At 39.2% G+C, this 17,537-nt stretch carries 17 protein-coding genes and 1 tRNA gene; 2 read left to right on the forward strand and 16 right to left on the reverse strand.

What is annotated here, in order from left to right:
* The 5 genes from sufC to FRX54_RS03840 form a co-directional block, all read right to left on the reverse strand.
* Positions 1-771 (reverse strand): Fe-S cluster assembly ATPase SufC, encoded by a 771-nt coding sequence (gene sufC, locus FRX54_RS03820; protein WP_146461243.1) that lies wholly within the window; start codon positions 769-771, stop codon positions 1-3.
* A 72-nt stretch (positions 772-843) separates the two neighbouring features.
* The gene (locus FRX54_RS03825; RefSeq protein ID WP_146461245.1) at positions 844-2,004 is read right to left on the reverse strand and encodes a glycosyltransferase family 4 protein; all 1,161 of its coding nucleotides are present in this window, start codon (positions 2,002-2,004) and stop codon (positions 844-846) included.
* Positions 2,005-2,007: 3 nt separating this feature from the next.
* A complete protein-coding gene (gene mecA, locus FRX54_RS03830) occupies positions 2,008-2,763 on the reverse strand; it encodes an adaptor protein MecA (protein ID WP_146461247.1) in 756 nt (251 codons plus the stop codon).
* 162 nt (positions 2,764-2,925) lie between these two features.
* Entirely contained in the window at positions 2,926-4,152 is a 1,227-nt protein-coding gene (locus FRX54_RS03835) for an MFS transporter (RefSeq protein ID WP_146461249.1), read from the reverse strand.
* A 129-nt stretch (positions 4,153-4,281) separates the two neighbouring features.
* Positions 4,282-5,124: an undecaprenyl-diphosphate phosphatase gene (locus FRX54_RS03840; protein ID WP_146461251.1), complete on the reverse strand. Its 843-nt coding sequence runs from the start codon at positions 5,122-5,124 to the stop codon at positions 4,282-4,284.
* A gap of 155 nt (positions 5,125-5,279) precedes the next feature.
* Here FRX54_RS03840 and FRX54_RS03845 point away from each other — a divergent pair, with 155 nt between their 5' ends.
* A complete protein-coding gene (locus tag FRX54_RS03845; protein ID WP_146461253.1) occupies positions 5,280-6,833 on the forward strand; it encodes an ABC transporter substrate-binding protein/permease in 1,554 nt (517 codons plus the stop codon).
* A complete protein-coding gene (locus tag FRX54_RS03850) occupies positions 6,833-7,573 on the forward strand; it encodes an amino acid ABC transporter ATP-binding protein (protein WP_146461255.1) in 741 nt (246 codons plus the stop codon). Before FRX54_RS03845 ends, FRX54_RS03850 begins: the two co-directional genes overlap by 1 nt.
* A 31-nt stretch (positions 7,574-7,604) precedes the next feature.
* On the opposite strand, the gene FRX54_RS03855 is transcribed toward FRX54_RS03850, so the two are convergent.
* From FRX54_RS03855 to yajC, 11 genes are all read right to left on the reverse strand, one after another.
* A complete protein-coding gene (locus FRX54_RS03855; protein ID WP_146461257.1) occupies positions 7,605-8,504 on the reverse strand; it encodes an SPFH domain-containing protein in 900 nt (299 codons plus the stop codon).
* Positions 8,505-8,599: 95 nt separating this feature from the next.
* Positions 8,600-10,264 carry a DAK2 domain-containing protein gene (locus FRX54_RS03860; protein WP_146461259.1) on the reverse strand — a complete coding sequence of 555 codons (1,665 nt, stop codon included), beginning with the start codon at positions 10,262-10,264 and terminating at the stop codon, positions 8,600-8,602.
* A gap of 1 nt (position 10,265) precedes the next feature.
* The gene (locus tag FRX54_RS03865; protein WP_146461261.1) at positions 10,266-10,628 is read right to left on the reverse strand and encodes an Asp23/Gls24 family envelope stress response protein; all 363 of its coding nucleotides are present in this window, start codon (positions 10,626-10,628) and stop codon (positions 10,266-10,268) included.
* 142 nt (positions 10,629-10,770) lie between these two features.
* Complete coding sequence (gene rpmB, locus FRX54_RS03870) at positions 10,771-10,959, reverse strand: 50S ribosomal protein L28 (RefSeq protein ID WP_135029489.1); 189 nt, start codon at positions 10,957-10,959, stop codon at positions 10,771-10,773.
* A gap of 164 nt (positions 10,960-11,123) precedes the next feature.
* Positions 11,124-12,005 (reverse strand): class II fructose-bisphosphate aldolase, encoded by an 882-nt coding sequence (locus FRX54_RS03875; protein WP_146461263.1) that lies wholly within the window; start codon positions 12,003-12,005, stop codon positions 11,124-11,126.
* Between the two features lie 137 nt (positions 12,006-12,142).
* Positions 12,143-12,228 (reverse strand) — tRNA-Leu (locus FRX54_RS03880).
* Between the two features lie 108 nt (positions 12,229-12,336).
* A complete protein-coding gene (locus FRX54_RS03885; RefSeq protein ID WP_146461265.1) occupies positions 12,337-14,196 on the reverse strand; it encodes a proline--tRNA ligase in 1,860 nt (619 codons plus the stop codon).
* A 15-nt stretch (positions 14,197-14,211) separates the two neighbouring features.
* Entirely contained in the window at positions 14,212-15,477 is a 1,266-nt protein-coding gene (gene rseP, locus FRX54_RS03890) for an RIP metalloprotease RseP (protein ID WP_146461267.1), read from the reverse strand.
* Between the two features lie 21 nt (positions 15,478-15,498).
* On the reverse strand, positions 15,499-16,296 hold the full coding sequence (locus FRX54_RS03895; protein WP_146461269.1) for a phosphatidate cytidylyltransferase: 798 nt from the start codon (positions 16,294-16,296) through the stop codon (positions 15,499-15,501).
* A gap of 11 nt (positions 16,297-16,307) precedes the next feature.
* The gene (locus tag FRX54_RS03900; RefSeq protein WP_146461270.1) at positions 16,308-17,060 is read right to left on the reverse strand and encodes an isoprenyl transferase; all 753 of its coding nucleotides are present in this window, start codon (positions 17,058-17,060) and stop codon (positions 16,308-16,310) included.
* A gap of 100 nt (positions 17,061-17,160) precedes the next feature.
* The gene (yajC, locus tag FRX54_RS03905; RefSeq protein ID WP_146461272.1) at positions 17,161-17,481 is read right to left on the reverse strand and encodes a preprotein translocase subunit YajC; all 321 of its coding nucleotides are present in this window, start codon (positions 17,479-17,481) and stop codon (positions 17,161-17,163) included.
* Between the last annotated feature and the right edge of the window lie 56 nt (positions 17,482-17,537).

Genomic DNA, 17,537 nt, shown 5'->3' on the forward strand with positions numbered 1-17,537 from the left:
CTAAGCCTCTTCTTGATAATCCAAGCCCAGTTCCTCAGCGATTTTGGCGTAACCTTCATTTTCCAAGCGTTTAGCCAAATCTGCACCACCTGATAGTACCACGCGCCCATCCATCATCACATGCACCACATCTGGTGTGATGTAATTGAGTAAACGTTGATAGTGGGTGATAATCATGGCACCAAAGCCATCTCCACGCATGGCATTGACCCCCTTAGAAACCACCTTCAAGGCATCAATATCAAGACCTGAGTCAATCTCATCAAGCAAGGCAAATTTAGGCTCTAACATCAAGAGTTGGAGAATTTCATTGCGTTTTTTCTCTCCACCTGAAAACCCTTCGTTGAGATAGCGTTCTGCCATTTCTTCTTTCATGCCAAGCAATTCCATTTTTTCATCTAATTTAGTGATGAAATCACGCACAGAAATCTTATCCTCATCTTCTTTACCAGCATTCATGGCTGCACGAATAAATTCTGCATTGGTAATTCCTGGAATCTCACTTGGATATTGCATAGCAAGAAACAAACCTAAACGTGCACGTTCGTCAACTTCCAATTCCAAAAGATTAACACCGTCAAAAAGGATTTCTCCCTCGGTCACTTCAAAGTTGGGATTGCCCATAATAGCGGCAGACAGGGTTGATTTTCCTGTTCCGTTTGGTCCCATGATTGCTGCAATCTCTCCTGTTTTTAACGTTAGATTAACTCCACGCAAAATTTCTTTGTCTTCAATTGAGACATGTAAGTTTTTAATTTCAAGTACAGACATGATTGGCTCCTTCATTTTAAGTTTGACTTTATTATAACAAAAAAAGCCTTGTAAGGCTTTGTTTAGAGCTTGCTATTTCTTTGATTTTTCTTGCCATTTCAGCAGTGTAGTCTGACGAAAATCACTATTACCAATGAATTTCAGAAGATTAAATAGTGGCGTTTTATTCATACCCCAAATGCCCAAACCCTCAATAAAAATTTCCAGACCAAAGGTTAATCCGATTATCAACAAAATTCCACCTAGACGACTGGATACATTTAAGAGAAGAGAGGTTAAAGAAAAGAGAATCGCAATCCCATAGACCACAAAAACTGCTCCACGATGAGTAAAGCCCATCGCTAACAAGCGGTGATGTAGATGGCGTTTATCTGGCTGCGTTATTTTTTGACCTGATAATTTCCGACGAATAATCGCGACCACCGTATCCATAATCGGTACACCTAGGATAATCACTGGCGTCACTACTGCCACAGCCGTGGCATTTTTCAACCCTTGTAAAGATAGGACACCAATCATAAAGCCAATAAACAGGGCTCCTGTATCTCCGAGATAGATAATGGCTGGATGGTAATTATAAGGGAAAAAGCCCAAAATGGCTGCCAGTAGAACAAAAATGGTCATGGTTAGATAAAGATCTGACTTGGGTAAGAAAAAATAAGAAACCAAACCCATAGTACCAAGGCTGACAATAGATACCCCAGAAACTAGACCATCTAAACCATCAATCAAATTGACTGCATTGGTTATGGAAATAATCCACAAAACCGTCAACAAACAAGTCAGCACAGGACCAAATGAAATCAAGGCTCCCCCAAAGGGTATCTTAAAACTATCAAAACGAAAGTCTGTAAAATACCAAACCACGATGGCTGCTAGAATAATCCCTAACATCTTAAATTTAGGAGATAATTCATAAATATCATCAATAAAACCAGTGATACCAACTACAAGACCAGCCACTACCACTGGTAAAATATAATCAAAATAGGATTGCGTTGACAAAAGTGACCGCACAATAAACGGCATAATAATCAAGCTAGTTAGTAGAAAAGACAAAATGATTGCTAGACCACCGCTACTTGGCATTGGGACTTGATTGATGCGGCGAGCATTGGGCTGATCAACAGCTCCCACCCTAAAGGCTATAAATCTGACTATAGGGGTCAGAATGAGGGAGAGCAGAAAAGTCCCAATTAAAATCATGACGTATTCAATGGTAAAAGGTACCATTTTTTATTCTCCTAATTGTTTTAACTCATCAACTGCATGGTAAGATAGGAGTAAGGTCGCATGCTCCTGCAAATAAGCCCTAGTTCTTAGGCTGACCTGTGCATGCTCCAACATACGAGCATACATTAGATTAGCATAGTAGCTCGGTTTATTCTCCAAGTCTAGTAAGATTGTCAGATAATAAGTTTTTTCTTCTTTATACAGTTCTGACGCTTCTAAATCATAGGTCACTGCCGTTGCAAAATCGACCACCTCTTTAACATCGTCAAAACGAAAAACATAGTGAACATACTGTTCCACAACATCTTTATCTATCGCATGATCCGATGCCATATCTTCTTGGCTATCTGACTTATTCAGCATGCCATCCACCATATCTTCAACCTGCTTGAGCATCTCGTGGGCCTTGGTATCTCCTTTTTTCATGAGATTTTTCTCAATTGATTTGAAAAATTCTTCGGGATCCATCTGAGAAACATCATCCAAGTTTGCCAAATCTTCAAAATCCAAATCCTCTTTCAACTCGGACTTGGTCACAAAGACATCAATGCGATCCTTACGCGGCGTCACACGAAAACTCAACATGCCACTATTTTTGAAGTTGTCAGGCAAATCCACCTCATCTAGCATGGTATAGAAAAATTCTTCTGTTTTTTCCTTGGGAACAAGAAAATCTTTCAACTCCATGCCATAAAGCTCTAAATCATCTAGACTAACTGTGATTTTTAGCGTTGTTTCGCTAATTTGTTTCATTTCCATTTTATTTACCTCATACGAGTCATCATTCTTATCATTATATCGAAAAAGCCAAAAAAATACAATTTTTACTCTAGTCTGTCTTGTTATTTACTGTTCCTGTTGCCTACATGTTTTCTGAATTATCCACCAAGGCAAAAATAGCACTCAAACAGTGCTATTTTCTTAGGTTTCATGATTAGCTTTACGATAAAATACAGCAAATAAGGCAACCGAAAGTAGTAATAGAGTAATTGCATAAGTAAAGAGCAAGGTACCCACATTTTCAGCAGAAATACCATTGAGTAGCAATGCCGTCAAAAAGTTACCAATCGGATAAGTCACTGTACCCAACAAACCAATGATACTAAAAACTCTCCCTTTTAGTTGATCTGGAATTGTTTCTTGAAAAAAGGTTGATTTATAAATCATAACAGGAGATGAGATGACTCCTGCTACAATCAGCAAAATCATCGACGATAGCACATTGTTTTGCAAGGAAAAAATCGCAATAAGGACACAATGAGCCATCAAAAATAAGAAGGTTAAATGAAAGCTATTCTTATGCTTAGGGATACCACCTACAATCAAAGAACCAATAATGATACCAAACGATTGCACACCATTGATTAAGCCATAGGTTGCTGCACCTTCTTGTAAAATCGTCTTTACGAAAATTGGAAAAACGATGGGAAAGGCTCCCCATATCAGTAGATTCCATAAGGACGTTAAACAAACTAGTGACAATAACTTAGGAGTTGATGTCAGATATTGAAGAGCGTGAAGAAGTGGCCTTTTCTTTCCGTTGTCTTCTTCCTGCTCCTGATGCCTTTTTAATGGAATCAAAGACAACAACAGTGTTGCCAAAAAGAATAACAAAGCTGAGCAAAGAAAAATAAGCTGATGATTAAACTGAGCAATAATTAGCCCTGAAAGAAAAGCCCCTAACAAATAACACACATCAAATGAAATATTGACCAGAGCATTGGCAGTATGAAATTGCTCGTCCTCTAAAAGATCCTTAACGATTGCAATACTGCCTGCCGAAATCAAGGGACTGACAGCACTATTTAGTATTAGCAAGAGAGCAAGGACTATTAGCACAAGGTTATTGATATGAGTTGACAGTAAACATAAAACGATAAAGACAAAAGCCTTCACCAAGCTAGCCAATGATATGGCTTTAGACACTGCTATCTTATCCATCACCCCTCCTAAAAATGGAGCAGAAATCAAGGACGGTACTTGTGTGATAAACACTGATAAGGCAATAAATAAGGGTTGCTGCGTTTTTTCATAAACCAACCAAATGATTGCGACATCTACAATGGATTGTGCTAGGTAAATTAGACTGATTGCTGTGATAAAGACTAAAAAATTTTTTTCCTTAACTAATAAACCGTATTGTTTCATTATTTTCTCTTTGCAATCTATTTTTTCTGAATATTATAATGATAACAAATTTTGTTTTACTTATCAATTTATCTGTCATTTACTGCAACTAAAAAGGAGAGCTTACCCTCTCCTTTTTATTCGATAAATCTAAGCAAAGAATAGTACTTTGATGACATAATACATCAACAGTAAAATCCCCAAGGCAATACGGTAGTAACCAAAGCCCTTGAAATCATGGCGTTTGACAAAGCCTGTCAAGAAACGAATCACAAACAGACTGACCACAAAAGCAGTTAACATACCAACTAAGATTAAACAAATTTGTTCCAAGGTCAATAAACTACCACCCAGGAAAAACTTCAAAAGTTTCCAAGCACTCGCCCCAAACATGATTGGAATACCTAGGAAGAAAGTGAACTCTGTCACCACTGAACGACTGGTTCCCATCAACATCCCACCGATAATGGTTGAACCTGAACGGCTAGTTCCTGGCATTAAGCTGAGAATTTGAAACAAGCCAACTTGCATCGCTGTCACATAAGGCATGCTCGCTAAATCAGTAATCTCTGGCTGACGATTGGCTTGACGATTTTCAATCCAGATAAATGCTACCCCATAAATGATCAACATCAAAGCCACACTAAAGAAATTATAAAACTTAGCTTCAAACCAATCATCAAACAACATGGCCATGACAATGACGGGTAAACAAGCCAAAATCACCTTTAACCATAATTGCCAAGTCTGCTTAACTTCTTGCTCTGTCTTACCTGAGCGAAACGGATTTAGACGGTCAAAGTAGATGACCACAACTGCCATGATGGCACCCAACTGGATGACGACATTAAAAACATCCATAAACTCTTGACTCTGACCCTTGAAATTGATAAATTCTTGTACCAAAATCAAATGACCTGTACTAGAAATCGGCAGCCACTCGGTAATCCCCTCAACAATTCCAAAAAATATGGCCTTCAATAGTTCAAACATGATAAACTCCTCTATTTTATTAAAACTCTTTTTTCATTGTACCATAAATCTAGTGATTTTTCGGATGGAAGCGTTACCTTTTGGCTCGGAGTATTGAAATTTTCTAACTTTTCTTGTAAAATAGTTATACTTTTATAATAGATAGGAGATTAAATATGAGAAAAGTACTCCTTGCTTGTCTTACAGCGGTCTTTTTCCTCTTTACAAGTTGGACCCCTGCACAAGCAGATGAATTTCTCAGAGTCGGAATGGAAGCTGCTTATGCACCTTTTAACTGGACTCAAGAAACTGATGAAAATGGGGCCGTTCCTATCGAGGGAACCAACCAGTACGCCAACGGATATGATGTCCAAATTGCTAAGAAGATTGCAGATAGTTTAGGAAAAGAACTCTTGGTAGTCAAGACATCTTGGACTGGTTTGATCCCTGCCCTAACTTCTGGTAAAATCGACATGATTGTGGCTGGTATGAGCCCTACTGATGAACGTAAGCAAGAAATTGCCTTTTCAAACAGTTATTACACTGGTTCACCTGTTGTCGTTGTCAACAAAGACGGTGATTATGCCAATGCTAAAAACCTAGCTGACTTTGCAGGTGCTAAAATTACTGCCCAACAAGGAACTTTCTTGTATGGTATCATTTCACAAATCGAAGAAGTCAATCAACAAACTGCTATGGGAGATTTCTCTCAAATGCGTCAAGCCCTCCTATCAGGAGTAATTGATGGCTATGTATCTGAACGCCCAGAAGCCCTGTCTGCTGAAATGGCAAATGACAAATTCAAAATGATTAACCTTCAAACTGGCTTTGAAGTATCAGAAGCAGATGCCAGTATTGCAGTCGGTATGCGTAAAGATGATAATCGCCTAGGAAAAGTCAATGACCTCCTCGCTACCATTTCAGATCAAGATCGTCTAACACTGATGGATAACATGATTGCTAAACAACCTGTCGAAGAAAGCACAGAAGAAACAAACTTTATCAACCAAGTTTGGTCTATTTGGACAAAAAACTGGCAGCAATTCCTACGTGGAACAGGTATCACACTCTTAATTTCTATCTTGGGTACGGTTATTGGTACCATGATTGGTCTTTTGATTGGTGTCTTTCGTACTGCTCCAAAAGCTGCCAATAAAGGACTTGCTCTTATTCAACAAGTCATTGGCTGGTTAATCAATATCTACATTGAAGTTTTCCGTGGCACACCAATGATCGTTCAAGCCATGATTATCTACTACGGAACAGCTCAAGCCTTTGGCATTTCTATTGACCGTACACTTGCTGCTATCTTTATTGTTTCTATCAATACAGGTGCTTATATGAGTGAAATCGTTCGTGGTGGTATCTTTGCTGTGGATAAAGGACAATTTGAAGCGGCAACTGCCCTTGGTATGACACATTCACAAACCATGAAAAAAGTTGTTCTGCCACAGGTTATTCGTAATATCTTACCCGCAACTGGTAATGAGTTTGTCATCAACATCAAAGATACTTCTGTTTTGAACGTGATTTCCGTTGTTGAACTTTACTTCTCTGGAAATACCGTGGCAACACAAACTTATCAATATTTCCAAACCTTTACCATCATTGCGATTATCTACTTCGTTTTAACCTTCACTGTCACCCGTATCCTACGTTACATTGAACGCCGCATGGATACGGATCATTACACAACAGGTGCTAACCAAATGCAAACGGAGGTGCTCTAATGACCAATACCATTTTAGAAATCAAACATTTGAAAAAATCGTATGGCCAAAACTTAGTCCTTAAAGACATCTCCCTAGAAGTCAAAAAAGGCGAGGTCATCTCTATCATCGGTAGTTCAGGATCTGGAAAATCAACCTTTCTACGTTCCATTAACCTTTTAGAAACTCCAACAGAAGGACAGATTCTCTATCATGGTCAAGACGTTCTGGCTAAGGGCTATGACTTAACGACCTATCGTGAGAAACTCGGTATGGTATTCCAATCCTTTAATCTCTTTAACAATTTAAACGTTTTAGATAATGCCGTTGTAGCTCAAACAACGGTTCTCAAACGTGACCGAACTGAAGCAGAAAAAATTGCCAAAGCCAATCTTGAAAAAGTTGGTCTTGGACAACAATATTGGAAAGCAAAACCAAGCCAACTATCAGGTGGACAAAAACAACGTGTGGCAATTGCACGTGCTCTATCTGTTGATCCAGAAGCTATTCTCTTTGACGAACCAACGTCAGCACTTGATCCAGAAATGGTTGGTGAAGTGCTTAAAACCATGCAAGATTTAGCAAAATCAGGTTTGACCATGATTATCGTGACTCATGAAATGGAATTTGCTCGTGACGTTTCTGACCGTGTTATTTTCATGGATAAAGGGGTTATTGCAGAACAAGGAACCCCTGAACAGATTTTTGAAAACCCACAAGAAGAACGTACCAAAGAATTCTTGCAACGTTTCTTACGTTAATAAAAAACCAAGTCGTTTGACTTGGTTTTTGTTATTTCTGATTAGCCTTAAGGGCTGATAGCACCTGTGTGCGAATATCGGCTACACCATCTGGTGTGTTAGGTAGGAAAATCGTTTGATTACCTTTACTTGCAAAAGTATTTAAGGTGTCCAAATACTGATTAGTTAATAGAATAGACATGATTTGCTCTTCATCTAGACTAATATTGGCATCTTTGAGTTCCTTAATGGAGTCAGCCAAACCATCCACTATTGCCTTACGTTGTTGGGCAATACCGACCCCGTGTAAACGATCTTTTTCAGCCTCAGCTTCAGCAGCTGTCACAATTTTAATCTTGTCTGCATTAGCTAATTCTTGAGCAGCGACACGCTTACGTTGAGCTGCATTGATTTCATTCATTGACTGCTTAACTTCAGCATCAGGTTCAACCTTGGTGATCAAGGTCTTAACAATGATATAACCATAAGTGGTCATTTCTTCAGCCACTTGATGTTGGACTTCCAGAGCAATTTCATCTTTTTTCTCAAATAATTCATCCAAGGTTAATTTAGGCACAGATGAACGAAGAGCATCTTCGATATAAGATCTAATCTGATCTTCTGGACGCATCAATTTGTAGTAGGCATCTGTCACATTTGCTTCGTTGACACGATACTGGGTTGCGATATTTAGCGTTACAAACACATTATCTTTGGTCTTGGTTTCAACGACAAGTTCTGTTTGAAGTAAACGTAATTGAACTCGAGCAGCAATCCGATCAATGCCAAAAGGCATACGAAAATGAATGCCACTTTGTTGTGTTGTTTGATATTTACCAAAACGTTCAACAATAGCAACTGTCTGTTGACGTACCACATACAAACAACTCAATAAAATACTAAGAACGACAAAAATTAGTATCACAGGTACTAGAAAATTTAACAAGAACATAGCAAAACCTCCTTTTTCTTATCATACTCCTTAATTGAGTAATTAGCAAATAAAAATATAAAAAGATTGAGACAAGTTTGCCTCAATCTTTTTCATTATTCAACACTCATGAGATAAGGATAAACTGGTTGATCTCCTTGATAAACTTCAACTTCAAGATCTTCATAAGTTTCTTCAAGATAATCTGTCAACTCTTGAGCAAGCTCTTCTTGACCATCTTGACCAACGTAGAGTGTTACGATTTCACTATCTTCATCAATCATCTTATCCAAGGTTGCACGCAAAGCCTGAGCCATATCTGGCATTGATACAACGATTTTACCGTCAACCATACCCAAGACATCATTTTCATGAATTTCCAATCCATCAATGGTTGTGTCACGAACTGCCAAGGTCATGCTACCACTGACCACGTCTGCAAGACTGTCCGTCATAGCTTTAACATTATCTTCTAAAGACTGTGTTGGATTAAAGGCTAATAAACTAGTAAAACCTTGTACGACCGTTTTCGTTTCAACGACTGCAACTGGCAAATCAACAACATCGGCTGCTGACTGAGCTGCCATAAAGATATTTTTATTATTTGGCAAGATAATGACTTGCTTAGCATTAACTGCTTCAATGGCTGTAACAATATCTTCTGTTGATGGGTTCATGGTTTGACCACCAGAGATGATGTAATCAACACCTTGGGATTTAAAAATGTCAGCTAGGCCATCACCAGCTACGACTGCGATTAAACCGTAATCCTTAACTTCTTGAACTGGTTGTTGCTGATTTTCTTTTTCAACCTGAGCCTCATGTTGCTCACGCATATTGTCAACCTTGACCTTAACTAGAGAACCATATTTCAAACCTTCTTGCATCACCAGTCCTGGATCTTCAGTATGAACGTGGACTTTGACAATCTCATCATCGTTGACAACTAAAAGGGAATCACCCAAACCACTCAAATAACCTTGAAATTCCTCATAATTAAATTCTTTAGCATAGGTTGGGCCTTGACCTAAGGCAACCATTATCTCTGTACAGTAACCAAAAGTAATCTCTTCAGTAGCCACATGACCAGCAACAGATTGATGATGAGTTGCGTTGATCATCTCAGACATAGTTGCTGGAGTTGCTTGGAAATCTTCTGAAACTAAGTATTCACCTGTTAAGGCAGACAAAAAACCTTCGTAGATAAATACCAAGCCTTGACCACCAGAGTCAACCACGCCGACTTCTTTAAGAACAGGCAAAAGGTCTGGTGTTTTAGCCAAGGCAATTTTAGCACTGTCAAGAGCTGCACGCATGACCTCAATCGCATCATCTGTACTTTCTGCTTTTTTCATTGCCCCTACAGCTGCTCCACGAGAAACTGTTAGAATGGTTCCTTCAACAGGTTTCATCACTGCCTTATAGGCAACTTCAACTCCTGATTGAAAAGCTTGAGCTAAATCTTTACCGTTTAATTCTTCCTTGTCTTTAATCGCTTGACCAAAACCACGGAATAACTGAGATGTGATTACACCAGAATTGCCACGCGCTCCCATCAGCAAACCTTTTGATAGAATCTGACCAACCTGACCAACTGTTGTAGCTAGTTTATTAGACACTTCCTTGGCACCGTTATCCATGGTCATGCTCATGTTAGTTCCAGTATCGCCATCTGGAACGGGAAAGACATTTAAAGAATTAACATACTCAGATTGCTTGCTTAGACGGGTAGCTGCCGCTTGTACCATTTCTTGTAATAAACTTGTTGTAATCGTTGACATCTTACTCTCCCACAACCTTAATGCCTTGAACATAAACATTGACAACGTCAGCCGAGATGCCTAGTTGATGCTCAAGGTTAAATTTTACACGTTCTTGAATATTTTTAGACACTTCACTAATCTTAACACCGTAGCTCATAATGGTATAAACATCCACTGTGATACCTGCCTCAGTTGAGGTAACAACGACACCTTTACTATAGTTTTCCTTGCGTAGAAGTGCTTGAAAATTGTCTTTCAAAGTGCTTTTGCTAGCCATACCAACAACGCCAAAAATCTCAGTTGCAGATGCTCCAACAACTGTTGCAATGACTTCATCTAATAGTTCAATTTGACCATCTTTGGTATTGATTTTTACAGTCATACTTTCTACCTCAAATCTTTTTATTACTTCATTTTACCATATTATCAAGGACTTATAAAAAAGGAGCTCATACAAATCACTATCGTTATAAAAGTAGTCGATGACAAAAGAAAAAGCTAAGATATTTCCTAGCCTTTGCTTATTAAACGCGTTCTACTTTACCAGATTTAAGAGCACGAGCTGAAACCCAAACTTTTTTTGGTTTACCATCAATCAGTACAGTAACTTTTTGAAGGTTTGGTTTTACGGCACGCTTAGTTTGGTTCATCGCATGTGAACGGTTGTTTCCTGAAACAGTCTTACGACCAGTAAAATAACATACTTTAGCCATGGTTTTTCCTCCTAATTTGATCAAATATAAGGGATGTGCTAGCACCACATACCTAGATAGTATAGCACACCTTATGTACTTTGGCAAGTAAATCTTCTATTTTTCCTGCTTTTACAACGAAAAAAGACTTATTCTAAAGAATAAGCCTTTATTTCTTATCTTAATTAAGCTTTATTTGTTGAACCGAATACTTCGATACGATCTTCGATAGCATCTTGAACAGCCTTGATACCCGGTGCCAAGAATTTACGTGGGTCAAACAATTTTTTAGCGTCGTAGTCTGCTGCATTAGCATTGTAATCTGCTGCAAATTGACGAGTTGCGTTTGAGAAGGCAATTTGTCCTTCAGTATTCACGTTAACTTTTGCAACACCAAGACGGATAGCTTCTTGGATTTGCTCATCTGGAATACCAGAACCGCCATGAAGAACGATTGGGAAACCTGGAAGAGCTTCTGTCAATTTCTTCAAGTGCTCAAGGTCAAGACCTTCCCAGTTTTCTGGATATGGACCGTGGATGTTACCGATACCTGCAGCCAAGAAGTCAACACCTGCTTCAACCATAGCTTTTGCATCTTCGATTGGTGCCAATTCACCTTTACCAACGATACCGTCTTCTTCACCACCGATAGTTCCAACTTCAGCCTCAACTGATACACCTTTAGCATGTGCCAAAGCTACTACTTCACGAGCTTTTTCAAGGTTTTCTTCGATTGGAAGATGTGAACCATCAAACATGATTGATGTGTAACCCACTTCAATACACTCAAGTGCATCTTCATAATGACCATGGTCAAGATGGATTGCAACTGGTACAGTGATTCCCATTGATTCTACAAGAATTTCAATCATCACTTTAGCCAATTTGTAACCACCCATGTACTTAGCAGCACCCATAGATGTTTGGATAAGAACTGGAGCTTTTTTAGCCTCTGCTGCACGCAAGATTGCTTGCGTCCACTCAAGATTGTTTGTGTTAAATCCACCAACAGCATAACCGTTGTCACGGGCTGCTTGGACAAATTTTTCTGCTGAAACGATTGCCATTTAATCAGGCCTCCTCTAATATTTTGGGTTTCCCCATTACAACGTTAATTTTATCACATTTTTTTGAAAAATTCTAGTCTTTACCGATATTTTTACTGAAAACATAAAAAAGACCGAGTTACCTCAGCCTTTTACTTTGCGGAGAGTGGGACTTGAACCCACACGACCTAAAGCGGTCACAGGATCCTTAGTCCTGCGCGTCTGCCAATTCCGCCATCCCCGCTAACAACAAAGACTATTCTACCACACTCCCCAAATTCTGTCAATAGGTTTTTATATTTTCTAAAAAGAAACCCACTTGATCAGTAATCAAGTGAGTTATTTAGTTATCTTATGCTTTTTCTTCTGTCAAAATCTTCAAGGTTTCAAGTAGGTTTTCTTGATGAACTTCAATACTATCACCAGTTTCTTTGATTTTAACTTCCACAATGCCTTCTGAGGCTTTCTTACCAACAGTAACACGGATTGGCAAACCAATCAAATCACTATCTGAGAACTTAGAACCTACACGTTCATTACGATCGTCTGTCAAGACATCATAACCTGCTGACATCAACTGCTTCTCTAAATTATCTGTCAGAGCTTGTGCTTCATCATCTTTAACGTTAACTGTAATCAAATGCACGTCAAACGGTGCCAATTCTTTAGGGAAGTTGATTCCCCAAGCGTATTTGAAATCACCTTTTGGTGTCTTGCTGACAAATAAGCGGGCATGTTGCTCGATAACAGCAGACAAGATACGGCTAACACCGATACCATAGCACCCCATAATCATTGGGACACTGCGACCATTTTCATCAAGGATATTCGCACCCATGCTAGCTGAATAGCGTGTTCCGAGTTTGAAAATGTGACCAATCTCAATACCACGAGCAAACTTGAGTGTGCCTTTTCCATCTGGTGACAATTCACCCTCACGAACTTCACGAATATCCACATATTCTGCCTTGAAATCACGTTCTGGATTAACACCTGTCAAATGATAACCGTCTTGATTAGCACCAACCACGGCATTATAGCAATATTGAACCTTACGATCAGCAACGATACGAATACCCTCAGCCAAACCAACTGGACCAAGTGAACCAAAACCTGCACCAAAGACCTCTTGAGCTTGTTCTACACTAGCTGGTTCAAGAAAATCTGCTGCCAAATGATTTTTTAATTTCACATCATTGACTTGGTCATTACCTACCAAGAGCGCCACGACAGGTTGACCGTCAGCCATAAAGAGAAGGGTTTTGATGGTTTGTTCTTCGGCAACTTGTAAAAAGGCAGCCACGTCATCAATGGTCTTGCAATCTGGTGTTTCCACCTTAGCCATCTCGTCTTGAGCTACCACCTTAGTTGACGGCGTAAAGGCATCTGTCGCCATTTCAAGATTAGCTGCATAGTCTGACTCACTTGAGTAGGCAATCGTATCTTCACCTGATACCACCCAAGAGGTTAATTCTTTCTTAATTTCATCAAGCACATCAGCTGGGATTTCATCAAGCGAAGCAATTGATTTGTCCAAAACCAACCAGTGATCTAGGTCTGTACGGTCTGGTGTAATCGCCATAAATTCTTGGCTATCTTTACCACCCATTGCTCCGCCATCTCCGATAATCGCCTTGAAATCCAGACCTGCACGCGTATAAATTGCTTCATAAGCCTTGCGGTAATCTTCATAAGTCACATCAAGACTGTCATAATCTTGGTGGAAGCTATAACCATCTTTCATGATAAATTCACGCGTACGCAATAGACCGTTACGAGGACGTTTTTCATCACGGTATTTAGATTGAATTTGATAAAGGTTAAGTGGTAACTGTTTATAAGATTTAACCGAATCACGAACCAACATGGTCAAGGTTTCTTCATGGGTTGGTCCAAGGATAAAATCAGACTGGTCACGGTTTTTCAAACGATAAAGGTCGGCACCATAGGTGTCATAACGACCACTTTCACGCCACAAATCTGCCGTCAAAAGAGCTGGAGCTTCCATCTCAACCGCACCAATTTTATCAAACTCTTCTCGCATAATCGTCTTGAACTTCTCCAAGGTACGACTAGCTAGGGGCAGGTAAGCGTAAATCCCTGCTGATACTTGACGGACATAGCCGGCACGCACCATCAAGGCATGACTGATTACTTGAGCATCACTTGGCATCTCCCTTAACGTTGGGATAAGCATTTTACTTTGTTTCATAACTTTTTCCTTCTTCTATTGATTAAAAAATGTTCGCATGATATCATTCCATGTTACAGCCAGCATGAGTAAAATCATAAAGACCACACCAGCCAGAGTCAGATAGCTCTCTGTTTCTTGTTTCAGTGGTTTACGACGAATGCCTTCTAATAAGTTGATAACAATTTTTCCACCATCAAGAACTGGAATTGGCACTAAATTAAAGATACCTATATTGATTGATAAAAATGCCATCAATTCAATCACACGATTCAAGCCTTGATTGGCAACTTGATTACTGATTTGATACATAGCAACTGGACCGCCCAAACTATCCAGATTGGGACGTAAAATCAGATTTCTAAGTGCGTCAACTATTCTCACTGCTGCTAGTACTGAACTTTTTAAGCCGCCGAAAATCTTGTCCCAAAGGCCTCGTTTTAGACCAGGAGAAACCCCAATCACATAAGTATCACTGACTTTTTGGGGAACGACATCTAGTGTTTTTTCTGTCTGACCAGATTTGACACGAACGGGAATGGCTTGTCCTTCTGTCAAGTTAGCAGTCGTCTGATCCATAGCTTTTATTAAATCTTCCCAGTTGGTAACTTGATAATCTCCGACAGCTAAAATTTGATCGCCTGTCTTAACCCCTGCTGCTGCCAAGGCACCTTGAGAATTGATTTCCATTTTATTGGTAGAATAGTCAGCAACACCACCTTGTAAAAAAACTAAAACCATAAAAAGCACAGTTCCCAAGATAAAATTATTCATTGGGCCAGCAAAGTTGGTCATCAACTTACCTGCCACTGTGGCATTTTGATATTGAACATCCTTGGGAGCAATTCGCAATTCTGTACCATCAACCTCAACGATAGTGGCGTCATGATCAACGGTAAACGTCTTTGTTTCATCTAAAACCAGACCTGTGATTTGAAGCTTATCTTCTAAATCGTAAGATAAAACAGACATGGGAAGGCTATTTACATCTAATTGTTTCTGAGATAAATTGATACGAGTAACCTTTCCAGCTTGATTGAGCGTCAAACTGGCAGGACTACCGGTTTTAATTTCGGTCTTATCATCTCCCCAGCCTGCCATTCGCACATAACCTCCCAAAGGTAGTAAACGAATGGTATAAAGCGTGCCATCTTGCCCTCTATGAGCAAAAATCTTAGGCCCCATACCAATAGCAAACTCACGCACCAAGATGCCCGCTTTTTTAGCAAAGTAAAAGTGACCATACTCATGAATGGTGACAATCACACCAAAAATAAAAATAAATGTTAATATTCCAAGCATTACTTTTTTCCTTTCTAGCTCTTAAAACAAGCCGAAAAAGTCCATGATTGGTAGTACAAAAATCATACTATCAAAACGATCTAAAATTCCACCATGACCAGGAATTGTATTACCTGAATCCTTAACACCAAAATGACGCTTGATGGCACTTTCAACCAAGTCACCAAATTGAGCAAAAACACTAAAAATGATGACTAAAATTAACATGGTCAAAAAGTGACGAGGGGCATAGACTGATTTATCAATCAACATGAAAATAATAGCTATAAACATGGCTGACACGATGCCACCTAAGCCACCCTCAATGGTCTTATTGGGCGATACTTTTGGTAGTAACTGACGACGACCGAAACGACGACCAATAGTATAAGCACCAATGTCTGTCGCCCAAACAATCAAAATAGCTAAAAGTATCTTGTTCAGACCTGCCATCTGACCAGCGATTAAATTTTGAAAACCAATGCCAACATAAAAGCTAATGGCAATCGGAAAACAAACTTCATCAAAATTATACTGATTAGCATTTAACACCGTTCCAGATAGTAGCATAAATACCACAATAGCATAAGCTGTTAGGCTAGCATCCATCGGCAAAGACGGAAAATAATTTTGTAACGGGATTGTTAAGACAAAGGTTGCTAGCATGGTCAATATACCTTCTAGCGAAAAGACCTCTAACTTTTTCATCTGTAATAGTTCAACGACAGTAAGTATAGCCAAACCACCTACAAATAGTTGAAAAAACACGCCTCCTATCAATAGAAAGAACAAAAAAACTGCTCCAACAATACCACCATAAATTAAACGTTCACGATTCATGATTTTCCCTTCTAAAGCCCTCCAAAACGACGGTGACGACGGTTATAGTCAGCCAAAGCCAACAATAATTGTTCGTCATCAAAATCAGGCCACAACACATCTGTAAAATAAAACTCGCTATAGGCTGCCTGCCAAGGTAAAAAATTACTCAAACGCAACTCGCCACTCGTTCGAATCACCAAGTCTGGATCTTGATAAGCTTTTGGTAAGTGCTTCGTCTGCAGATTCTCGGCAATCATTTCTTCTGTTATCTGCATCGCTGTCAGTTTTCCATCAGCCACCTGTTGAGCCAATTCTTGTACTGCCAAGGTCAACTCTCTACGACCACCATAGTTCAAGGCAAAATTCAAAATCAAACCTTGATTATCCTTAGTTAACTCGCGTGCTTGATTTAAGGCAACTAAGGTTTCTTTGGGTAAACGATCTGTTTCACCTATTACCTCAACACGTACACCATTTTGATGTAACTCTGGGACATAGCGATCAAAAAACTCAACAGGAAGATTCATAATGAACTTGACTTCATCTTCTGGACGAGACCAATTTTCAGTTGAAAAAGCATAGACAGTCAGTACCTTGACACCCAGGTCAGCTGCTTTTATTGTGACAGCCTGCAAAGCATCCATACCAGCTTTGTGACCAAAGACACGCGGTTGCAATCTTTTTTTAGCCCAACGACCATTACCGTCCATGATAATGCCAATATGCTGAGGGATTTTTTCTAGACCTTCCTCAACAACTTTTTTTTTCTTAAATGTAAACATAAATTTCCTTATTACTTGTTAGAACTACTACTATTTTATCATATTTTAAGGTGCTTTTGCTAGTCACTTGTTCATTTTACACAAAAAGAGTAGGCTAATCCTACTCTTCTACAATAGCTGTTTCACTTGCTTCTTCAACGACAGGGCTAGTAGCCTGAGTTGTTCCTTTGGCTACGACACGTTTAATGGCTGTCAATTCAAATGGCAAATAAACACCATCCACATCTAAAACAATCTTATTATTAGCCAAGTCAACTTCGTCAACGACAGCGTACATGCCACCGATAGTTACGATTTGATCACCTTTGCTTAAATTTTGGCGTTCTTCTTCTGCTTTTTTGGCTTGTTTTTTTTGTTGATTTTGCATCCAAAACATGAGTCCAAACATGGCTACAAAAATCAATAGGGTTGATAATGGCATTTTAATCCTCCTTTAATGCACCTCTAACTATATCAAATTTTTAATGGACTGACAAG

The organism is Streptococcus sp. sy004 (genome assembly GCF_007859205.1).
Lineage (GTDB): Bacteria > Bacillota > Bacilli > Lactobacillales > Streptococcaceae > Streptococcus.